At 67.5% G+C, this 18826-nt stretch carries 18 protein-coding genes and 1 other RNA gene; 10 read left to right on the top strand and 9 right to left on the bottom strand.

Going from position 1 to position 18826, the window contains the following annotated elements; all coding sequences use genetic code 11:
• Nucleotides 1-131: 131 nt before the first annotated feature.
• Both KCI33_RS11340 and KCI33_RS11335 read left to right on the top strand, forming a co-directional pair.
• Nucleotides 132-590, top strand: a complete 459-nt coding sequence (locus KCI33_RS11340) for an Lrp/AsnC family transcriptional regulator (protein WP_212524904.1) — start codon at nucleotides 132-134, stop codon at nucleotides 588-590.
• A gap of 158 nt (nucleotides 591-748) precedes the next feature.
• Nucleotides 749-2335: a GMC family oxidoreductase N-terminal domain-containing protein gene (locus KCI33_RS11335; RefSeq protein WP_212524903.1), complete on the top strand. Its 1587-nt coding sequence runs from the start codon at nucleotides 749-751 to the stop codon at nucleotides 2333-2335.
• Between the two features lie 155 nt (nucleotides 2336-2490).
• Here the strand turns inward: KCI33_RS11335 and rpsU are convergent, their stop codons facing one another.
• The gene (gene rpsU, locus KCI33_RS11330; RefSeq protein WP_005614280.1) at nucleotides 2491-2697 is read right to left on the bottom strand and encodes a 30S ribosomal protein S21; all 207 of its coding nucleotides are present in this window, start codon (nucleotides 2695-2697) and stop codon (nucleotides 2491-2493) included.
• Nucleotides 2698-2810: 113 nt separating this feature from the next.
• Here rpsU and KCI33_RS11325 point away from each other — a divergent pair, with 113 nt between their 5' ends.
• Together KCI33_RS11325 and KCI33_RS11320 are read left to right on the top strand one after the other, a co-directional pair.
• Nucleotides 2811-3518, top strand: coding sequence for a COQ9 family protein (locus tag KCI33_RS11325; protein WP_212524902.1), 708 nt, complete (start codon nucleotides 2811-2813; stop codon nucleotides 3516-3518).
• Nucleotides 3515-4501 carry an NAD(P)H-quinone oxidoreductase gene (locus tag KCI33_RS11320; protein ID WP_212524901.1) on the top strand — a complete coding sequence of 329 codons (987 nt, stop codon included), beginning with the start codon at nucleotides 3515-3517 and terminating at the stop codon, nucleotides 4499-4501. The genes KCI33_RS11325 and KCI33_RS11320 overlap by 4 nt, the downstream gene beginning before the upstream one ends.
• A 68-nt stretch (nucleotides 4502-4569) precedes the next feature.
• On the opposite strand, the gene KCI33_RS11315 is transcribed toward KCI33_RS11320, so the two are convergent.
• Nucleotides 4570-5199 (bottom strand): ribonuclease T2, encoded by a 630-nt coding sequence (locus KCI33_RS11315; protein ID WP_212524900.1) that lies wholly within the window; start codon nucleotides 5197-5199, stop codon nucleotides 4570-4572.
• A gap of 125 nt (nucleotides 5200-5324) precedes the next feature.
• On the opposite strand from KCI33_RS11315, the gene KCI33_RS11310 reads away from it, so the two are divergent.
• On the top strand, nucleotides 5325-6071 hold the full coding sequence (locus tag KCI33_RS11310; protein WP_212524899.1) for a cell cycle transcriptional regulator TrcR: 747 nt from the start codon (nucleotides 5325-5327) through the stop codon (nucleotides 6069-6071).
• 137 nt (nucleotides 6072-6208) lie between these two features.
• Here the strand turns inward: KCI33_RS11310 and recR are convergent, their stop codons facing one another.
• From recR to KCI33_RS11280, 6 genes are all read right to left on the bottom strand, one after another.
• Nucleotides 6209-6808, bottom strand: a complete 600-nt coding sequence (gene recR, locus KCI33_RS11305) for a recombination mediator RecR (protein ID WP_212524898.1) — start codon at nucleotides 6806-6808, stop codon at nucleotides 6209-6211.
• A gap of 5 nt (nucleotides 6809-6813) precedes the next feature.
• Nucleotides 6814-7158 carry a YbaB/EbfC family nucleoid-associated protein gene (locus KCI33_RS11300; RefSeq protein ID WP_212524897.1) on the bottom strand — a complete coding sequence of 115 codons (345 nt, stop codon included), beginning with the start codon at nucleotides 7156-7158 and terminating at the stop codon, nucleotides 6814-6816.
• A 10-nt stretch (nucleotides 7159-7168) separates the two neighbouring features.
• A complete protein-coding gene (locus tag KCI33_RS11295) occupies nucleotides 7169-8914 on the bottom strand; it encodes a DNA polymerase III subunit gamma/tau (RefSeq protein ID WP_212524896.1) in 1746 nt (581 codons plus the stop codon).
• Nucleotides 8915-9026: 112 nt separating this feature from the next.
• On the bottom strand, nucleotides 9027-10055 hold the full coding sequence (rsgA, locus tag KCI33_RS11290; RefSeq protein ID WP_212524895.1) for a ribosome small subunit-dependent GTPase A: 1029 nt from the start codon (nucleotides 10053-10055) through the stop codon (nucleotides 9027-9029).
• 183 nt (nucleotides 10056-10238) lie between these two features.
• An RNA gene (gene ffs, locus KCI33_RS11285) (signal recognition particle sRNA small type) lies at nucleotides 10239-10337 on the bottom strand.
• A 98-nt stretch (nucleotides 10338-10435) separates the two neighbouring features.
• Complete coding sequence (locus KCI33_RS11280; RefSeq protein WP_212524894.1) at nucleotides 10436-12418, bottom strand: bifunctional 2',3'-cyclic-nucleotide 2'-phosphodiesterase/3'-nucleotidase; 1983 nt, start codon at nucleotides 12416-12418, stop codon at nucleotides 10436-10438.
• A gap of 183 nt (nucleotides 12419-12601) precedes the next feature.
• Here KCI33_RS11280 and nudC point away from each other — a divergent pair, with 183 nt between their 5' ends.
• Nucleotides 12602-13567, top strand: a complete 966-nt coding sequence (gene nudC, locus KCI33_RS11275) for an NAD(+) diphosphatase (protein ID WP_212524893.1) — start codon at nucleotides 12602-12604, stop codon at nucleotides 13565-13567.
• A 61-nt stretch (nucleotides 13568-13628) separates the two neighbouring features.
• Complete coding sequence (locus tag KCI33_RS11270; RefSeq protein WP_212524892.1) at nucleotides 13629-14108, top strand: SRPBCC family protein; 480 nt, start codon at nucleotides 13629-13631, stop codon at nucleotides 14106-14108.
• Nucleotides 14109-14111: 3 nt separating this feature from the next.
• Here the strand turns inward: KCI33_RS11270 and KCI33_RS11265 are convergent, their stop codons facing one another.
• Nucleotides 14112-14945: a prephenate dehydratase gene (locus KCI33_RS11265; RefSeq protein WP_212524891.1), complete on the bottom strand. Its 834-nt coding sequence runs from the start codon at nucleotides 14943-14945 to the stop codon at nucleotides 14112-14114.
• A gap of 118 nt (nucleotides 14946-15063) precedes the next feature.
• Between KCI33_RS11265 and KCI33_RS11260 the strand changes: the two genes are divergently transcribed.
• The 3 genes from KCI33_RS11260 to KCI33_RS11250 all read left to right on the top strand — a co-directional run bounded on the left by KCI33_RS11260 (nucleotide 15064) and on the right by KCI33_RS11250 (nucleotide 18825).
• Nucleotides 15064-15582: a cytochrome c family protein gene (locus KCI33_RS11260; RefSeq protein ID WP_212524890.1), complete on the top strand. Its 519-nt coding sequence runs from the start codon at nucleotides 15064-15066 to the stop codon at nucleotides 15580-15582.
• Between the two features lie 161 nt (nucleotides 15583-15743).
• Complete coding sequence (locus tag KCI33_RS11255; protein WP_212524889.1) at nucleotides 15744-17654, top strand: extracellular solute-binding protein; 1911 nt, start codon at nucleotides 15744-15746, stop codon at nucleotides 17652-17654.
• A gap of 22 nt (nucleotides 17655-17676) precedes the next feature.
• Entirely contained in the window at nucleotides 17677-18825 is a 1149-nt protein-coding gene (locus KCI33_RS11250) for an ABC transporter permease subunit (RefSeq protein WP_212524888.1), read from the top strand.
• Nucleotide 18826: the final 1 nt, after the last annotated feature.

Here is an 18826-nt window from a genome sequence, read left to right as displayed (position 1 = left end):
CTCCCTGCATGCTTTCGCCGAGTGTGCCGGTTTTCGAGACGAATTTCCTTGGAAATTTGGCCTGTGGCATGCTGTGGTGGGAGAAGAATCGTGCGCGATCGGCGTTAATCTTCGAACAAACTGGCGCAAATATGGAACTGGACCGAATTGACCGTCGAATCCTGGAGGTTCTGCAAAAGACCGGCCGGATCTCGAATGCCGAGCTGTCGGAGAGCGTGAACCTCTCGCCCTCGGCCTGTCACCGCCGGGTGCACCGGCTGGAGGAGGAAGGCTATATCCGCGATTATGTGGCGCTGCTGGATCCGCGCAAGCTGGGCTGCCCGACCACCGTCTTCGTCGAGATCACGCTCTCGGGGCAGGCCGACGAGGTGCTCGACGCCTTCGAGCGCGAGGTGGCGCTGGTGCCCGACGTGCTGGAATGTCACCTGATGGCGGGCAAGTCGGACTACCTGCTGAAGGTGGTCGCCAGCGACAGCGAGGATTTCGCCCGCATCCACCGCCAATATCTGTCGCGCCTGCCGGGCGTGGTGCAGATGCAGTCATCATTCGCGCTGCGCACGGTGTTCAAGACGACCGCCCTGCCGGTGTGAGGATCGCGGTGACAAGAGACCGGGCGCGTTGATCGGAGATCCGCCCGACCCGACCGTTCCGTACCCACGCCGCTCTTGCCGACCCAAGGGAAAAATGCTGTTTCCCCGCCGTGCGATCTGCTGGTATTCCCGGCAGGACCGAATTGGGGGGGAGGCCAATGGACTGGGATTACATCATCGTCGGAGCGGGCAGCGCGGGCTGCGTGCTGGCCAAGCGGTTGAGCGAGGCGGGCAAGCGGGTTCTTCTGCTGGAGGCGGGCGGCAGGGATAATTACCACTGGGTGCATATCCCGATGGGATATCTGTATTGCATCGGCAACCCGCGCACCGACTGGATGTTCCGCACCATTGAGGAGCCGGGGCTCAACGGTCGCTCGCTGCTCTATCCGCGCGGCAAGGTGCTGGGCGGGTGTTCGTCGATCAACGGCATGCTCTATCTGCGGGGACAGGCGTCGGATTACGACGGCTGGCGGCAGATGGGGCTGACCGGCTGGGGCTGGGACGACGTGCTGCCGCTGTTCCTGAAATCCGAGGATTACGTCGAGGGGCCATCCGAGATGCACGGCGCGGGCGGCGAATGGCGGGTCGAGAACCAGCGCCTGCATTGGGATGTGCTGGACCACTGGGCCGAGGCCGCCGAGGCCTGGGGCCTGCCGCAGGTCAGCGATTTCAACACCGGCAACAACGAGGGCGTCAGCTATTTCCGCGTCAACCAGCGCAACGGCTGGCGGGTGAACACGGCCAAGGCCTTTCTGCGCACCGCCACCGGGCAGGGGCTGAAGGTGGAGACGCAGGCGCATACCCGCCGCGTGATCGTCGAGGACGGGCGCGCCGTGGGCGTGGAATACGACCAGCGCGGCACGGTGAAAACCGCGCGCGCGCGGGGCGAGGTGATCCTCGCGGCGGGCGCCATCGGCAGCCCGCAGATCCTGCAGCTGTCGGGCTTCGGCCCGGGGGAGCTGTTGCAGCGGCACGGCATCGCGGTGCAGCGCGACATGCCCGCCGTCGGCGGCAACCTGCAGGACCACCTGCAGCTGCGCTGCGCCTGGCGGCTGACCGGGGCGACGACGCTGAACACGCTGGCCAATTCGCTGGTGGGCAAGGCGCGGATCGGGCTGGAATACCTGCTCAGCCGCAGCGGGCCGATGTCGATGGCCCCCAGCCAGCTCGGCGCCTTTTCCAAGTCGCGCCCGGACCTTGAGACGCCGAACCTCGAATACCATGTGCAGCCGCTCTCGATCGAGGCATTCGGCCAGCCGCTGCACGACTTCCCGGCGATCACCGCCAGCGTCTGCAACCTGCGCCCGGAAAGCCGCGGATCGGTGCAGATCGCCTCGCCCGACCCGAAAGAGGCCCCGCGCATCGCGCCGAATTACCTCTCGACCGAGGGCGACCGACAGGTGGCGGTCGACGCGATCCGGCAGGCCCGGGCGATCATGGCCCAGGCGCCGATGCAGCGCTACCGCCCCGAGGAGATCAAGCCGGGCATCGCCTCGGACGACCCGGAGGATCTGGCGCGCGCCGCGGGCGACATCGGCACCACCATCTTCCACCCGGTCGGCACGGTGCGGATGGGCTCCGAGGAGGCCGCGCCGCTCGACGAACGGCTGCGCTTCCGCGGGGTCGCAGGGCTGCGCGTGGCCGATGCCAGCGTGATGCCCACCATAACCAGCGGCAACACCAACTCGCCCACCATCATGATCGCCGAGAAGGCCAGCGAGATGATCCTCGAGGACGCCCGCTGACGACCGCCGCCGGGCGTTCTGCACGTCCGCGCGCCGGGGCTGACCGGCGCGCGGCCTCTTCCCGGAATCTGTAGACGATCGGAAAAAAACAAACCCCCGAGGCCGGGCCGCGGGGGTCGTTCTTGGGCGAAACGCCCGTTCGCATGTCGATGATCTCAGAGGAGACCTTCGCGCTGGGCCTTCTTGCGCGCCAGCTTGCGGGCACGGCGGATGGCCTCGGCCTTCTCGCGGGCTTTCTTCTCGGACGGCTTCTCGAAATGTTGCTTGAGCTTCATCTCGCGAAAGACACCCTCACGCTGAAGCTTTTTCTTCAGAGCACGAAGAGCCTGATCGACGTTGTTGTCGCGAACGCTAACCTGCATGTGGTTTTCACCACCTTTCTAGTTTGGAGTTTCGGTCAAGTTGCAGGAGGTGGCCGTATAGCAAAGCCCGGTCAGCTTGTCTACTATCGCGGCAACCGGAAAGGAGGCCCGCCATGACCGATGCGGATCGCGACCCGAAAGAGGCGCTGCTGGAGGCAGCCCTGCCCCATGTGCCCTTCGACGGCTGGACGGATGCGACCTTCCGGGCCGCGATCACCGATTCGGGGGTGGCGCCGGCGCTGGCCCGCGTGCTCTGCCCGCGCGGCGCGGTGGATCTGGCGCTGGCCTTTCACAGGCGCGGTGATGCCGAGATGCTGAGGCGGCTGGCGACGGAGGATCTGTCGGGGATGCGGTTCCGCGACCGAATCGCGGCGGCGGTGCGCTTCCGCCTTGAGGCGGTGGAGGACCGCGAACTGGTGCGCCGCGGCACCACGCTGTTTTCGCTGCCGCAATATGCTGCCGACGGCGCCAAGGCGATCTGGGAGACCTGCGACGCGATCTGGACCGCGCTGGGCGACACCTCGGAGGACGTCAACTGGTACACCAAGCGCGCCACGCTGGCCGGCGTCTACAGCGCGACGGTTCTATACTGGCTGGGCGATGACAGCCCCGGCCATGAAAACACCTGGGCCTTTCTCGATCGCCGGATCGACAACGTGATGCAGATCGAGAAGGCCAAGGCGCAGATCCGCAAGAGCCCGCTGCTCAAGGGCCTGTTCGCCGGGCCGCTCTGGGCGTTGGGCCAGGTCAAGGCGCCGCGAAAACCGTTCCGAGACGACTTGCCCGGCTCGCTCACCCCCCATCATCAGGAGAAGCAATGACCCTTCCCAAGACCATGCGCGCCATCGAGATTTCCGAGCCCGGCGGACCCGAGGTCCTGCGCCCGTGCGAACGGCCCGTGCCGCAGCCGGGGCCGGGCGAGATCGTGATCCGGCTGGCCTATGCCGGCGTGAACCGCCCCGATGCCCTGCAGCGCGCGGGCTCCTACGCGCCGCCGCCCACCGCCAGCGACCTGCCCGGCCTGGAAGGCGCGGGCGAGGTGGTTGCCGCGGGGCCGGGCGCGGGCTGGAAGCTGGGCGATCGGGTCTGTGCCCTGCTGCCCGGCGGAGGCTATGCCGAATACGCGCTGACGCCCGGCGCCCATGCCCTGCCCGTGCCGGCCGGCATGGGGCTGAAACAGGCCGCCTGCCTGCCCGAGACCTTCTTCACGGTGTGGTCCAACGTCTTCATGCGCGGGCGCCTGAGGGCCGGCGAGCGGTTCCTGGTGCATGGCGGCTCCAGCGGGATCGGCACGACGGCGATCCAGCTGGCCGGTGCCTTCGGCGCGCGGGTCTTCGCCACCGCCGGCTCGAAGCAGAAATGCGCGGCCTGCGCCCGGCTCGGCGCCGAGCGCGCGATCAACTACCGCGACGAGGATTTCGTTGAGGTGCTGGCGGCCGAGGGCGGGGCCGACCTGATCCTCGACATGGTGGGGGGCGAGTATCTGCCGCGCAACGTGCGGGCGCTGGCCGACGATGGGCGGCTGGTTCAGATCGCCTTCCTGCAGGGGCCGAAGGTGGCGCTGAATTTCGCGCAGGTCATGGCGCGGCGGCTGACGATCACCGGCTCGACCCTGCGTCCGCAGTCGGACCTCGCCAAGGCGCGCATCGCGGAGGAGCTGCGCGCGCAGGTCTGGCCGCTGCTGGAGGCGGGCCGGGTGGCGCCGGTGATGGATTCGGAATTCGCGCTGGAAGAGGCGGCCGAGGCCCATGCCCGGCTCGAGGCCAGCGCGCATATCGGAAAAATCGTGTTGAAGGTCGCGTAAGGTGTCGGCCGGGCGCCTGTGGCGGGCGGCGCGCCTTGAGTATTTTTGCCAAGAAGAAGGCGGCGGGGCTATTTGATGTTCTCAAGCAGCGCGTCGTCGAGCGTGCAGTCGCGCGCCACGTCCGGCCCGCAGGGGCGGGGGCGCAGGTCGCGGGTCAGGCACAGGCGGGCCTCCTGGATGCGGCCGGATTTGCAGGTGACGGTCAGCATGTCGGGTTCCCAATCGGGATTGGCCTGCAGGAACGCCTCTTCCACCACCGCGGCGGGCAGCCTGACGGCACGGTCGAGCCGGCGGAAGACCTCGGGCCGGTTCACGGCCTCGAAGGCGCGGCGGGCGGCGTCGAAATAGTCCTCGGCCGGGAGGCCGGAGCAGCGGCCGTGCTTCTTCCACTGGTGCCAGGCCAGGCCGGACGAGCCCATGATGTCGGCCATGGCGCGGGTGGCGGCGCGCGAGGGGTCGCGCTGGGGCGAGCGGCAGAAGCTGGGCCAACCCTCGGCGTATTGCGGCCAGAGCCCGTGCAGTATCCAGCCGAAATCGGCGTCCTCGTCGCATTGCGGAGCGTTCCGCGCTGCGCCCTCCTGCACGCACCATGTCGGCGACCAGCTGAGCGACAGGATGTAGTAGTCGAAGTCGCCGGCCTCCTCGCCCTCGGCCCGGGCGAGGCTGACGCTCAGTAACAGAAGGGCAAGCCAGCGCATTTCCTCTTTTCTCCGGGGGCCGGGAACACTATATACGGATCGAACTCTCCCTGAAAACGAGGATCAGGTCCAGCGGACCCGCCGTTTTCCCGGCACGGGAGAGACGTATCTGAAGGAGTGCTTTGATGGCCAAACCGATTATGGCAAAGGCAACCGCCGTCTGGCTGGTGGACAACACGACGCTGAGCTTCAAGCAGATTGCCGATTTCTGCGGCCTGCACGAGCTTGAGATCCAGGGGATCGCCGACGGTGACGTGGCCGCGGGCGTGAAGGGCTTCGACCCGATCGCCAACAACCAGCTGACCGAGGCAGAGATCGAGAAGGGCGAGGCCGATCCGCTCCACAAGCTGAAGCTGAAGTTCAACCCCGCCGCCGTGGGCGAGGAAAAGCGCCGCGGCCCGCGCTACACGCCGCTGTCCAAGCGGCAGGACCGCCCGGCCGCGATCCTGTGGCTGGTCAAGTTCCATCCGGAGCTGACGGACGGCCAGATCTCGAAGCTGGTGGGCACCACCAAGCCGACGATCCAGTCGATCCGCGAGCGCACCCACTGGAACATCTCCAACATCCAGCCCATCGACCCGGTGGCGCTGGGCCTGTGCAAGCAGTCGGAGCTCGACTCCGCCGTGCAGAAGGCCGCCGCCAAGAAGGCCGCCGAGGGCGCGGTGATGACCGATGACGAACGGCGCAAGCTGGTCTCGACCGAGCAGTCGCTGGGCATGGAGACCGAGCCGCGGATCCCGACTGCGATCTCGGGGCTGGAGACCTTTACCCTGGGCGGCCGGGACGAGGACGAGAAGGAAGACAAACTGCCCGACGCGGACAGCTTCTTCAACCTGCCGAACGACAAGGACGAGGACGAAGACGAGGATTGATCGCGCCCCGCCTTTGCGCGTCTGCGAGAACCCGGGCCCCTGCGCCCGGGTTTTTTCATGGAGGCGGTGACGATGGTGGTCGCGCTGTCCGGGCGGGCCCGATCCCAAGGACGGCCCAGAGGCCGCGAGGACGCGGATCAGAAGCTTTTGCGCGCCTTCAGCGCGGCCGAGATGGTGCCGTCGTCGAGATAGTCGAGCTCGCCGCCGATGGGCACGCCCTGGGCGAGAGAGGTCACGCGCACGCCCGCCCCCTCCAGCTGGTCGGCGATGTAATGGGCGGTGGTCTGACCATCGACTGTGGCGTTGAGCGCCAGGATAACCTCGGTTATGCCCTCGTCCTTCACCCGTTGGACAAGCCGAGGGATGCGCAGCTCGTCCGGCCCGATGGCATCGAGCGCCGAGAGCGTGCCGCCGAGCACATGGTAGCGGCCCTTGAAGGCCTGCCCGCGCTCCATCGCCCAGAGATCGGCCACGTCCTCGACCACGCAGAGCTCGCCGGTGGCGCGGCGTTCGTCGCGGCAGATGTCGCAGATCTCGGTGGTGCCGATATTGCCGCAGCGCGCGCATTCGCGCGCCGTGGCCGCGACCACATGCATGGCGTCGGCCAGCGGCGTCAGCAGCAGTTCGCGCTTCTTGATCAGGTGCAGCACCGCGCGACGGGCCGAGCGGGGGCCGAGGCCGGGCAGCCTGGCCATCATCTCGATCAGGGTCTCGATGTCGCGGGTGGCGTCGGACATGGCGCTCAGAGGGGGATGTTCATGCCCGCGGGCAGGCCGAGGCCCTCGGTCAGTTTCTGCATCTCCTGCTGCGCGCGCTCATGCGCCTTGGCCTGGGCGTCCTTGATGGCGGCGAGGATCAGGTCCTCGGCCACTTCCTTGTCGTCGGGGTTGAAGATCGACGGGTCGATGTCGAGCCCGGTCAGATCGCCCTTGGCGGTTGCCGTGGCCTTGACCAGGCCGGCGCCGGCCTCGCCCACCACGGTCATGGTATGCAGCTGTTCCTGCAGTTCGGCCACCTTGCCCTGCATCTCCTTGGCGGCCTTCATCATCTTGGCCATGTCGCCCATGGCGCCCAAACCTTTGAACATGTCGTTCTCCTTAATCTTCCTCGAACGGGTCCCACTCATCCTCGACCTCGGGCAGGGCTTCGGCCTGCGCTTCGGCGGCGAGGGCTTCGGGGGTTCTGATATCGGTGATCTTCGCTTCGGGAAAGGCGGCAAGGACGGCCTGCACCAGCGGGTGTTCCTTGGCCTTTTCCTCCAGCACGAGGCGTTCGGCGTCGCGCTCCTCGGCGATGGTGGCGGCCCCGCCCGAGCCCACGACCGACACGCCCCAGCGCACGCCGGTCCAGGCCTGCAACCGGCTGCCCAGCCGGGCGGCGAGGTCGCGCGGCGCGTCCTCGGTCGGCTCGAACTCGATCCGGCCGGGGGAGTAGCTGACCAGCCGCAGGGTGGTTTCCACCTCGACCAGCAGTTTCACGTCGCGCTGGGCGCGGATCAGCTCGACCACCTGTTCGAAGCGCGCGTAGCGGGCGAGCGAGGTGTCGGGCGCCTGCGCCAGCGCGGCCACCGGGCCGCCGCCGGAGGAGACCGGCGCGCGCGACCTGGCCATGGCCGGACCGCCGCCCATGGCCGGGCCCGGGGCGGGCGCGCCGCCGCCGCCCGACGGCGGGGCCGGGGGCGGGGGTGTCGATTGCAGCTTGCGCACCAGTTCCTCGGGCGAGGGCAGGGTGGAGACATGGGTCAACCGGATGATCGCCATCTCGGCCGCCATCATGGCGTTGGGGGCCTGCGCGACCTCTTCCAGAGCCTTGAGAAGCATTTGCCAGGTCCGCGTCAGCGCCCGCATCGGCAGCGCCTGCGCCATGGCCTGCCCGCGCGCGCGTTCGTCGGGCGAGACGGTGGGGTCGTCGGCGGCCTCGGGCGTGATCTGGATGACGGAGATCCAGTGCGTGATCTCGGCCAGGTCGCGCAGGACCGCCATCGGGTCGGCGCCGTCGGCGTATTGCGCCGAAAGCTCGGACAGCGCGCCCGCCGCGTCGCCCTTCATGATCATGTCGAAGAGGTCCAGCACCCGGCCGCGGTCGGCGAGACCCAGCATGGCGCGCACCTGCTCGGCCGTGGTTTCGCCTGCGCCGTGGGCGATGGCCTGATCCAGAAGGCTCATCGCGTCGCGGACCGAGCCTTCGGCGGCGCGCGTGATCAGCGCCAGCGCGTCCTCGGCGATCTCGGCGCCCTCCAGCCCCGCGATCTTTTGCAGATGCGCGATCATCACCTCGGGCTCGATCCGGCGCAGATCGAAGCGCTGGCAGCGGCTGAGCACGGTCACCGGAACCTTGCGGATCTCGGTGGTGGCGAAGATGAACTTCACATGCGCGGGCGGCTCCTCCAGCGTCTTGAGCAGCGCGTTGAACGCGCTGGTCGAGAGCATGTGAACCTCGTCGATGATGTAGATCTTGTAGCGCGCCGAGGCCGCACGGTAATGCACGGAGTCGATGATCTCGCGGATGTCACCGACGCCGGTGCGCGAGGCCGCGTCCATCTCCATCACGTCCACATGGCGCCCTTCGGCGATGGCCACGCAATGCTCGCATACTCCGCAGGGCTCGGTCGTGGGGCCGCCGGTGCCATCCGGCCCGATGCAGTTCATCCCCTTGGAGATGATCCGCGCGGTGGTCGTCTTGCCGGTCCCGCGGATGCCCGTCAGGATGAAGGCCTGCGCGATGCGGTCGGCCTTGAAGGCGTTTTCCAGCGTGCGCACCATCGCCTCCTGCCCGATCAGGTCGGCGAAGGTGGCGGGGCGGTATTTGCGGGCGAGGACCTGATAGGCGGGGCTGTCGGACAAGAGGCTACCTGTGGGTCGGGGATTCTGTCCGGTGAATCTATTGGCTGGGCGGCGCGAGGTCCAGTGGCCCCCGCGCCCGGGGGCGGGCGCGGGGGAAAAGAGGCGGCGGGCGTCAGTGGCCCTTGCGCCCCTTGAGGTCGGATTTCACCCGGCGCAGCATCTTGCCGAAATCCTTGTCGCGGGCGCGGGCCTGCGCCAGGGTTTCGCTGTTGCGAGCGTTCTCCCTGTGCAGCTTGCGCCAGCGGTCCAGTCGCGCGGGGTCGAGATCGCCCGTGGCGATTGCCGCTTGCACGGCACAGCCCGGCTCCGTCTCATGGCTGCAATCGGAGAATCGGCAGCTTTGCGCCAGCGCCTCGATATCCCCGAAAACCGCGCCGATGCCCTTTTCGGCATCGGTCAGCCTAAGCGCCCGCATGCCGGGCGTATCGATCAGCCAGCCGCCATTGGACATCCGCCGCAGCGCCCGGGCGGTGGTGGTGTGCCGGCCCTTGGCGTCATCCTCGCGGATGCCCTGGGTCGGCGCTTCCACCCCGGTGAGCCCGGTGAGCAGGGTGGATTTTCCCACCCCGGAGGATCCCAGCAGTGCCGCCGTCTGTCCCGGCCGCACCCAAGCAGCGACCTGCGCCAGATCGGCCGGGTTGCGCGCGTCGATGGTCAGCACCGGCAACATCGGGTCCAGCCGCCCGCCCCTTTGGGTGTAGTCGCGGGCGTCCTCGCTCAGATCGGCCTTGGTCAGCAACAGCACCGGAAAGGCGCCAGCGTTGCGGGCCAGCGCCAGATAGCGTTCCAACCGCGCCGGGTTGAAGTCGGCGTTGCAGGAAGAGGTGAGGAACAGCACGTCCACATTGGCCGCGATCAGCTGCGCCTGGGCGTCGGTGCCGGCGGCGCGGCGCTTGATCTCGGTCCGCCGGTCGAGCAGGCGGGTGATCCGCCCGGCCGCGTCGGCGAGAACCCAGTCGCCCACGGCGATGTCGCCGGTGCTGAGCCCGGCGCCGCAGATGAGCGTCGCCTCGCCCTCGGGCGAGAGGCCGGTCAGCCGGTCGCGGTGAACCTCGGCGATGCGAAAGGGGCGGCCGGTGGCATCCGCGCACTGGCCGGCGAAAAAGGAGGACCATCCCAGGTCCGGAAGAGAAAGTGACATCGGTCAGTCTGCCTTGTCCGAAAACAGCACGAACCATCGCGCCGCGCTCGCGGGCGAAACGGTCGGTGGGTCAGGCAGAGGGGGGCGTCGGAGACGCTCAGAAACGCTCTGCCCGGCGGGACACGGAAACAGTCATCAATAGTCCTCCTTGGGCAGATTGGGCGCCGACGGCGCGGTTGCGTGAGGTGAGAGGCTGGACATCGACCCAAGCGGGACTCGTTACGGCTGCTTCCTTCCGGACCTGACCGGGTTGGCGAGGCGCTCGCCCGCGCCAACCTCTCAAGCCGCTACATAGGGCGCGCGGCCCGGATTCGCAAGGGCGGCTCAGCACGGGAAAGGGCGCCAGTTGCGGCGCCCTTTATTGGGTTTCGTGGTCCGGCTCACAGCCGGATGCGGAAGCGGGCGAATCCGTCGGGGCCCTCTCCCGCAGGTTCGATCGACACGCCCGGCACCTTGTCGGCGTATTGCGCCGCCTTGGGGCCGGTATCGAACAGCACCGTGGTGTCCGGCAGCGGCTTGAACCGCCAGTTGCCGTCCGCTGTCGGGTTGATGGTGCCCTGTTCCACGATATAGCGCACGATCACGTCGCGGTTGGTGTCCGGCGCCTCGAAGATCACGGTCGAGCCGTCGGCGCCCGGGAAATGCCCGCCCCCGCCGGAGCGGTAGTTGTTGGTGGCGATGACGAATTCGGCCTCCGGGTCGACCGGCTGGCCCTGATAGGTCAGGTTCACGATGCGGTTGGCGTCGGGGTTCACCACCTCGCCGGTCTTTGCTTCGTATTTCGAGGGCTGGCTGAGGTCGATCTCGTAATTCACGCCGTCGATCACGTCGAAATTGTAGCTGGGGAAGTCGGGGTTCAGCAGCACCTGGTCGGGCTGGCCCGGCGTGACCTGGTTGAACATTCCGGCCGAGCGCTCCAGCCATTCCTTGACCTGCGCGCCGGTCACGCGCACGGCGCGCACGGTGTTGGGGTAGAGATAGAGGTCGGCCACGTTCTTGATCGCCACGTCGCCCGCGGGCACGTCGGTGTAATATTCCGGCCCGCCGCGACCCCCGGCCTTGAAGGGTGCCGCCGCCGACAGGATCGGCAGCCTCTCATGTTCGGAGCCCTTGAGCATCTGTCCGATATACCATTGCTGCGCGATGGAGACGATCTGCACCGACGGGTCGTCGGCCACCAGGGCGAAATAGCTGTGCAGCGGCGCCGCGGTCTTGCCCACCGCGCGGCGAACGTAGGCAAGCGTCTGGTCATGCTCCGCGGCGACCGAGGCCAGCACCTCTGGCGCGCTGTCTACCAGCGCGGTGATCGAGCGGTCCTCGTTGCGCTTGAAAATCGGGCGCAGTTCCGAGCTGTGCGCGGCGATGCGCCATGCGTTGCCCTCGCGCTCCAGCAGAAGGTCGATCAGCCCCATGTGGGAGCCCCAGAACCCGGCCATCACCGCCGGCTTGCCGTGGATGGTGCCGTTCTCAGGGTCGACGCCGGGGAAATCCTTGAACCGCGGGCCGGGGAATTCGAGGTGGCTGTGGCCGGTCAGGATCGCGTCGATGCCGTCCACCGCGGCCAGCGGGACGGAGGCGTTCTCCATCCCCTCGACGTGGTCGGCCGCGCCGATGCCGGAGTGGCTGAGCGCGACGATGATGTCGGCGCCTTCCTCCTTCATCTGGGGGACGTAGGCGCGGGCGGTCGCGACGATGTCGCGGGTCTGCACCTTGCCTTCCAGGTGGCGGCGGTCCCAGTTCATGATCTGCGGCGGGACGAAGCCGATCAGGCCCACCTTGATCGGATGGGTGTTGCCCGCGCCGTCGGTGAGTTGGCGCTCCAGGATCATGTAGGGCTTGATCAGCGTCGTGTCGGCGGTGGGCGCCGCGCCCATCTCCTTGACCACGTTGGCGCTGAGGAAGGGGAAATCGGCGCCCGCCAGAGACTTCATCAGGAAGTCGAGCCCATAGTTGAACTCGTGGTTGCCGAGGGTCGAGGCGTCGAAGCCCAGGGTGTTCATCGCGGTGATCACCGGGTGCAGGTCGCCCTCCTTCATGCCGCGCTCATAGGCGATGTAATCGCCCATCGGGTTGCCCTGGAGGAAGTCGCCGTTGTCCAGCAGCAGCGCATTGGTCGCCTCGGCGCGCACGGCGTTGATATGCGCGGCGGTGCGGGCGAGCCCCACCGTGTCCACCGGACGGTCCGAGTAGTAGTCGTAGGGGTAGACATGGACATGCAGGTCGGTGGTTTCCATCAGGCGCAGATGCGCCTGATTGGCGGCCGCATGGGCCGAAAAAGGATGCAGCGCGATCAACGATGCCCCCGCTGTCGTGCCGGCAAGGAATGTCCGGCGGTTCATGTTGAAATATCTGTTATGGGCCATTGGAGCCTCCCACGGTAAATCCTTTGAGCCTCTCGCTAGGCATTGGCCGTGACGCGGGTATGACAGTAAACCCGTCAAGGGCGAATCGCGAAACGAAATTCCATCTCCGGGGTGGGCGCCGCGCGCGCCCGGCAGGTGGCCGGGCGGCGGGAAAGCCGCGGACGAACAGGAGGGGCAGGGACCATGCGGCATGCGGAAACCGTGACTTTCGGAGGCTCAGGGCTGGACCGGGCGGCGCATCTGCGCGGCGATGCGGCGGCCCTCGGGCGGCTGTGGGCGGGGACCGGCGCGCGGGTGCTGCCGCTGTGGCGCGGCAAGCCGCTGGTCGCCGGCGAGGCGCGCGACCGGCTGGGCTGGATCGCGCCCGATCACGTCGTGGCCCGCGGGCAGGAGGGGGAGGCGCTGTTCCTCGGCCTCGACGCCGGGGGCGCCCGTTTCGCCATCGACCTGTCGTCCTGGGAGCCGGCGGAACTGCCCGAGACGCTGCACCAGTTCTTCGACCCCAGCGAACAGCGCCACCCCGAACTGCCGGACGACACGGCCTTCGCCGAGCTGCGCGGGGTGATGACCCGGCTGTCGCAGCGCGAGGCTGAGTTGGCGGCGATGGCGCGCGCGCTGTTCGGCTGGCAGATCAGTCACCGCTTCTGCGCCAGATGCGGGGCCGAGAGCGGCATCGCCATGGCCGGCTGGCAGCGCGACTGCCCGGCCTGCGGCGCCCAGCATTTCCCGCGCACCGACCCGGTGGTGATCATGCTGATCACGCATGGCAATTCGGTGCTTCTGGGGCGCTCTCACGGCTGGCCGGAGGGGATGTTTTCGCTGCTGGCGGGCTATGTGGAGCCGGGCGAGACGCTGGAGGCCGCGGTGCGCCGCGAGGTCTTCGAGGAATCCGGCATCCGGGTCGGCGCGGTGCGCTACCTGGCGTCCCAGCCCTGGCCCTTCCCGGCCTCGCTGATGGTCGGCTGCCGCGGCGTGGCGCTGAACCGCGAGATCACCATCGACCCCGCCGAGATCGAGGATGCGCGCTGGGCCAGCCGCGAGGAAATCCTGGCCGCCCTCGCCGGCGAAAACACCGCGCTTCTGCCCGCGCGCAGGGGGGCGATCGCGCATTTCCTGCTCAGAAACTGGCTTGCGGACCGGCTGGATTGACGCGACAAAGCGCAGGGCGGCCCGGAGAATGCGGCCGCGAAGGGTGACGGCGGCAAGGCAGATGCAGTTCACGGCGAAGGAAGATATCGCGGCCCCGATCGAAGCGGTCTTCGCGGCGGCGACGGATTTCGAGACCTTCGAGCGCGGCCTGCTGCGCCGCGGGGTCGAAGTGATGCGCACCGACAGCCTGTCCCGGCCCGGCCCCGGCATGGGCTGGGAGGCCCGTTTCGAATTCCGCGGCAGGCCGCGCGAGGTGACCGTGGACCTGCTGCGCGCCGATCCCCCCGAAGGTCTGGAGCTGGCGGCCGAAAGCGCCGGCGTCCGGGGCCAGATGACCGTGGACCTGGTGGCGCTGTCGCCCCGCCAGACCCGGATGCAGGTGACGCTGGTCCTGAAGCCGCGCACCCTGCCGGGGCGGATGCTGGTGCAGTCGATGAGACTGGCCAAGGGCTCGCTGCTGAAACGCTACCGCAAGGGCGTGCGCAAATTCGCCCGCGAGATCGAGGCGCGGCTTGCCGGCGGCGCGGCGCGCGGGGGCTGAGCCTCAGCGCCGGCGCGGATCGGCTGGGAAGACGCCCAGAAGCGTCATATGCGTGGTGAAGTAATCCAGTTCCTCCAGCGCCAGCTGGACGTTGCGGTCGTCGGGGTGGCCCTCGATGTCGGCATAGAACTGGGTGGCCTGGAAGGAACCCTCCACCATGTAGCTTTCCAGCTTGGTCATGTTCACGCCGTTGGTGGCGAAGCCGCCCATCGCCTTGTAGAGCGCGGCCGGGATGTTGCGCACGCGGAACACGAAGCTGGTCATCATGCCGGCGCTGCCGCGGCGCTTGAGGTCCATCTCGCGCGACATGATCAGGAAGCGCGTGGTGTTGTTCGAATGGTCCTCGATATGGCGGGCCAGCACGTTCAGCCCGTAGATCTCGCCGGCCAGTTCCGAGGCCAGCGCCGCTTGCGCGGGATCGCCCAGCTCGGCGATATGCTGGGCCGAGCCGGCGGTGTCGGCGCCGGTGACGGCGGCGATTCCATGCTCGCGCAGGAACCCGCGGCACTGCCCCAGCAACACGGTGTGGCTTTGCGCCGTCTTCACGTCCTCCAGCCGCGCGCCCTTCACCCCCAGCAGGTTGATATGCACCCGCACGAAAGCCTCGTCGACGATGTGCAGCCCGGATTCGGGCAGCAGGCGGTGGATGTCGGCCACCCGGCCGTAGGTCGAGTTCTCGACCGGCAGCATCGCCAGTTCGGCATCGCCCTTGCGCACGGCCTCGATCGCGTCCTCGAAGGTCCGGCAGGGCATGGCCTCCATGTCCGGGCGGGCCTCGCGGCAGGCTTGGTGGGAGTAGGCGCCGGGTTCGCCTTGGAAGGCAATACGTGCTGTCATGGTCATCTTTGCGTTACTTCTGGGCCACGCGGGCGGGTGGTAGGGCCAACTATACCTTGCCACGGCACTATGGAAGCGCATAGATACCGCCCAAATCGGGAGAAAACGGGACCGCGACATGTTCGACACAATGACCTTCACCAAGACGCTGGGCGCGCTCTGCGGCTCACTGCTGATTTTCCTGTTGGCCGGCTGGGCGGCGGAGTCGCTGTACAGCATCGGGGGCGGGCATGGTGAGCACGCTGAACAGGCCTATGTCATCGACACCGGCGAAGCAGAAGGCGCCGGGGAAGAAGTTGCAGAAGTGGCCTTTGCCGATGTCCTCGCTGCGGCCGACCCGGAAAAGGGCGCCAAGGTGTTCGGCAAGTGCAAGGCCTGCCACAAGCTGGAAGACGGCGCCAACAGCACCGGCCCCTTCCTTTACGGCGTGGTCGGCCGCGAGGTCGAGAGCGCCGCGGGCTTTGGATATTCCGGCAAACTGAAAGCGGCGGCCGATGTCTGGACCCCGGAAAATCTGAACCACTTCCTCGAGAACCCCAAGGGCTTCGCGCCGGGCACCGCGATGTCCTTCGCCGGCCTGAAGAAGATCGAGGACCGCGCCGACGTGATCGCCTATCTCGACTCGCTCGACAACTGATCCGGCGGGACACGGGCATTGCGGGGCCGTCCCTTTGGGGCGGCCCTTTTTCTGTGCCCTCGCCGCGCGTTCACGCATTCTCAACTTGAATAGCCCGCGGCGCGGGCCGTAGCCTGTTGCGGACAACAGGGCAGGTCCTGCCTGAAAGCTGGAGGAAACCGATGCCGAAGAGCCGCCCCGCGCGTGCCGTCGCCGTGACCGCAACCCCCGCCCTGGCCGACAGGCTGCGCACGGGCCTCGGGGTGATGGCGCTGGCGCTGATCTTCCTGCTGGCGGCGCTGCAGGCGCGGGCCGAGGAGAAGGTGATCGTCGCGCACGGCATCTCCACCTTCGGGGAGCTGAAATATCCCGCCGGTTTCCCGCACCTCGACTACGTCAACCCGGACGCGCCCAAGGGCGGCGAGATGTCTGTCTGGGCCTTCGGGGCGTTCGATTCGATGAACCCCTACACCACCAAGGGCCGGTCCGGGGCGCTGTCCACGGTGATGTACGAATCGCTGCTGACTGGCACCGCCGACGAGATCGGCGCGGCCTACGGCCTGCTGGCCGAAAGCCTGGAATATCCCGAGGACCGGTCCTGGGTGATCTTCAACCTGCGCCCCGAGGCGCGGTTTTCCGACGGCACGCCGCTGACTGCCGAGGACGTGGTGTTCTCCTACGAGCTGTTCCTGGAAAAGGGCCTGCCGGAATTCCGCTATGTCCTGGCCCAGCAGGTCGAAAGCGCCGAGATCCTCGGGCCGCACCGGGTGAAATTCACTTTCAGGGCGGATTTCCCGAAACGCGACCTGCCACAGCGCGTCGGCGGCCTGCCGGTGTTTTCCAAGGCACATTACGAGGCCAATAACCGCGATCTCGAGGACAGCTCGCTTGAGCCCTTCCTCGGCTCCGGCCCCTACGTTCTGGCGGAAATGGAGATCGGCCAGACCCTGATCTACCAACGCGACCCCGATTACTGGGGCGCCGATCTGCCGATCAACAGGGGGCGCAACAATTTCGACCGGCTGCGGGTGGAATACTACGCCGATTACAACGCCGCCTTCGAGGGCTTCAAGGCGGGCAGCTACACCTTCCGCAACGAGGCCTCGTCGAAGATCTGGGCCACCAGCTACGATTTCCCCGCGATCGAGAAAGGCTGGGCGGTCAAGACCGAACTGCCCTCGGGCGACATGGCGACCGGCCAGTCCTTCGTCTTCAACCTGCGCCGGCCGCAGTTCAAGGATCCGCGGGTGCGCGAGGCGATCGGGCTGATGTTCAATTTCGAATGGTCCAACGAGACGCTGTTCTACGGCATCTACGACCGCATCCATTCGTTCTGGGAAAACAGCGATCTGGCCGCCGAGGGCCTGCCCTCGGAGGCGGAGCTGGCGCTGCTCACGCCGCTGGCAGGGAAACTGCCTGCGGGGGTCCTGGACGGCGAGGCGGTGATGGCGCCCGCCTCGGGCAAGCGTCAGCTCGACCGGGGCAACCTGCGCCGCGCCTCGGCCCTGCTGGACGAGGCCGGCTGGCGGGTGGGCGACGACGGCATCCGCCGCAACGCCGCCGGCGAGACGCTGAAGGTCGAGTTCCTGAACGACAGCCAGACCTTCGACCGGGTGATCAACCCCTATGTCGAGAACCTGCGCCGGCTGGGCGTGGACGCGGTGCATTCGCGGGTGGACAACGCCCAGGCCACCAACCGCGAGCGCACCTACGATTTCGACATGGTGACGGCGCAGTTCCCGATGGATTTCATCCCCGATGCGGGTCTGAGGCAGTTCTTCGGCTCGGAGACCGCGCAGACCTCGACCCGCAACCTGATGGGGCTGGAAAGCCCGGCGGTGGATGCGCTGATTAACCATGTGCTGGAGGCCCGGACCCGCGAGGAGCTGTCGGTCGCGGTCAAGGCGCTGGACCGGGTGCTGCGGGCCGAACGCTTCTGGGTGCCGCAATGGTACAAGGACACGCACACGGTGGCCTATTACGACATGTACGAGCATCCGGATCCGATCCCGCCCTTTGCGTTGGGCAATCTGGATTTCTGGTGGTACAACGCTGAAAAAGCAGAAAAGCTGAAGGCCGCAGGGGCCTTCTGAACCGACAGGCAGAGCAGGGCACATGGGCGCCTATATCCTACGGCGGCTGTTGCTGATCATCCCCACGCTGCTGGGGATCATGATCATCAATTTCGCGCTTATCCAGCTGGTCCCCGGCGGGCCGATCGAACAGATCATCTCGCGGATCGAAGGCGAGGGCGATGTCTTCCAGGGCATCGCCGGCGGCGGCGACGTGGGCGAGGGCATGGGGGCCGAGGATCGCTATGTCGGCGCGCGCGGCCTGCCGCAGGAATTCCTCGACGAGCTCGAGGTGCAGATGGGCTTCTCCCGCATCGTCTGCGCCGAGGGCTTCGCCGGAGAGCCCTCCTTCGACGCGCCCGAATGCGAGGTTCAGAAGATCCCCGCGATGGAGCGCTTCGTGATCCTGATGGGCAACTACCTGACCTTCGACTTCGGCGAGAGCTATTTCCGCTCCATCGACGTGGTGGACCTGGTGATCGAGAAGATGCCGGTCTCGATCACGCTGGGCCTGTGGTCGACGCTGATCGCCTATCTGATCTCAATCCCGCTGGGCATCCGCAAGGCGGTGAAGGACGGCTCGCCCTTCGACACCTGGACGTCGGGCGCCATCATCCTGGGCTATGCCATCCCCGGCTTCCTGTTCGCGGTGCTGCTGCTGGTGCTGCTCGCGGGCGGGTCCTACGTCAAATGGTTCCCGCTGCGCGGGCTGACCTCGGACAACTGGGACGAGCTGTCGATGCTGGGCAAGGTGGCCGACTATTTCTGGCACATCACCCTGCCGGTGCTGGCCTCGACCATCTCCAGCTTCGCCACGCTGACGCTCCTGACCAAGAATTCCTTCCTCGACGAGATCAAGAAGCAATATGTGATCACCGCCAAGGCCAAGGGGCTGAGCGAGGGCGGGGTGCTTTACGGCCATGTCTTCCGCAACGCGATGCTGATCATCATCGCCGGCTTCCCGGGGCTGTTCATCAGCGTGTTCTTCGGGGCCTCGATCATCATCGAGACGATCTTCTCGCTCGACGGGCTGGGGCGGCTGGGCTTCGAGGCGGCGGTGGCGCGGGATTATCCGGTGATCTTCGCCACGCTCTATGTCTTCGGCCTGATCGGCCTGCTGGTCGGGCTGCTGTCGGACCTGATGTATGTGCTGGTCGATCCCAGGATCGACTTCGAAAGCCGGGAGACCTGAG

This window comes from Actibacterium sp. MT2.3-13A, assembly GCF_018139985.1.
GTDB lineage: Bacteria > Pseudomonadota > Alphaproteobacteria > Rhodobacterales > Rhodobacteraceae > JAGSOU01.
The sequence above is the reverse complement of the archived record's forward strand: the minus strand, read 5'-3'. Positions and strand labels throughout refer to the sequence as shown.

Coding starts and splice junctions, on each gene's coding strand:
- KCI33_RS11260 (WP_212524890.1), top strand. CDS start 15,064: ATGTTCGACACAATGACCTTCACCAAGACGCTGGGCGCGCTCTGCGGC.
- KCI33_RS11250 (WP_212524888.1), top strand. CDS start 17,677: ATGGGCGCCTATATCCTACGGCGGCTGTTGCTGATCATCCCCACGCTG.
- KCI33_RS11300 (WP_212524897.1), bottom strand. CDS start 7,158: ATGTTCAAAGGTTTGGGCGCCATGGGCGACATGGCCAAGATGATGAAG.
- recR (WP_212524898.1), bottom strand. CDS start 6,808: ATGTCCGACGCCACCCGCGACATCGAGACCCTGATCGAGATGATGGCC.
- KCI33_RS11265 (WP_212524891.1), bottom strand. CDS start 14,945: ATGACAGCACGTATTGCCTTCCAAGGCGAACCCGGCGCCTACTCCCAC.
- KCI33_RS11335 (WP_212524903.1), top strand. CDS start 749: ATGGACTGGGATTACATCATCGTCGGAGCGGGCAGCGCGGGCTGCGTG.
- KCI33_RS11315 (WP_212524900.1), bottom strand. CDS start 5,199: ATGCGCTGGCTTGCCCTTCTGTTACTGAGCGTCAGCCTCGCCCGGGCC.
- KCI33_RS11255 (WP_212524889.1), top strand. CDS start 15,744: ATGCCGAAGAGCCGCCCCGCGCGTGCCGTCGCCGTGACCGCAACCCCC.
- rpsU (WP_005614280.1), bottom strand. CDS start 2,697: ATGCAGGTTAGCGTTCGCGACAACAACGTCGATCAGGCTCTTCGTGCT.
- KCI33_RS11325 (WP_212524902.1), top strand. CDS start 2,811: ATGACCGATGCGGATCGCGACCCGAAAGAGGCGCTGCTGGAGGCAGCC.
- KCI33_RS11280 (WP_212524894.1), bottom strand. CDS start 12,418: ATGGCCCATAACAGATATTTCAACATGAACCGCCGGACATTCCTTGCC.
- rsgA (WP_212524895.1), bottom strand. CDS start 10,055: ATGTCACTTTCTCTTCCGGACCTGGGATGGTCCTCCTTTTTCGCCGGC.
- nudC (WP_212524893.1), top strand. CDS start 12,602: ATGCGGCATGCGGAAACCGTGACTTTCGGAGGCTCAGGGCTGGACCGG.
- KCI33_RS11270 (WP_212524892.1), top strand. CDS start 13,629: ATGCAGTTCACGGCGAAGGAAGATATCGCGGCCCCGATCGAAGCGGTC.
- KCI33_RS11340 (WP_212524904.1), top strand. CDS start 132: ATGGAACTGGACCGAATTGACCGTCGAATCCTGGAGGTTCTGCAAAAG.
- KCI33_RS11310 (WP_212524899.1), top strand. CDS start 5,325: ATGGCCAAACCGATTATGGCAAAGGCAACCGCCGTCTGGCTGGTGGAC.
- KCI33_RS11320 (WP_212524901.1), top strand. CDS start 3,515: ATGACCCTTCCCAAGACCATGCGCGCCATCGAGATTTCCGAGCCCGGC.